The organism is Rhodococcus sp. Chr-9 (assembly GCF_000801125.1).
GTDB lineage: Bacteria > Actinomycetota > Actinomycetes > Mycobacteriales > Mycobacteriaceae > Rhodococcus > Rhodococcus pyridinivorans.
Window position 1 is genome coordinate 1 of record NZ_JTIZ01000085.1, and the last position, 373, is coordinate 373.

1 protein-coding gene is annotated in these 373 nt (G+C 70.2%); it reads right to left on the reverse strand.

What is annotated here, in order from left to right:
• The coding region (locus QR64_RS11900; RefSeq protein WP_039585315.1) for a condensation domain-containing protein at positions 1 to 373 on the reverse strand (373 nt) is incomplete at both ends.

Here is a 373-nt window from a genome sequence, read left to right on the forward strand (position 1 = left end):
TGCACCGCCGGCGGCTCCCACGACGGCACCCCGCCGCCGACCCGGGCGCTGTACGCGAGCATCACATCCCGCACGAACGGCGCCATCGACGCACCGTCGGCCGAGATGTGGTGCACCACCATCGCCAGCACGAACTCGTCGCCGTCGAGATCGAAGAAGCGGATGCGCAGGGGCACTTCGCTTGTCACATCGAACGGCCGCACCATGAAGTCCGTGACGGCAGCGAGCAGCTGCTCGGCCGTGGTCCGTTCGACGTCGACGTCCGGAACGGACTGCTGCACCGGCAGCACGACCTGGACGGGTCCGTCCGAAGTCTCGGGGTACACCGTGCGCAGCGACTCGTGCCGCGCCACCACGTCGGCGACCGCCGCGC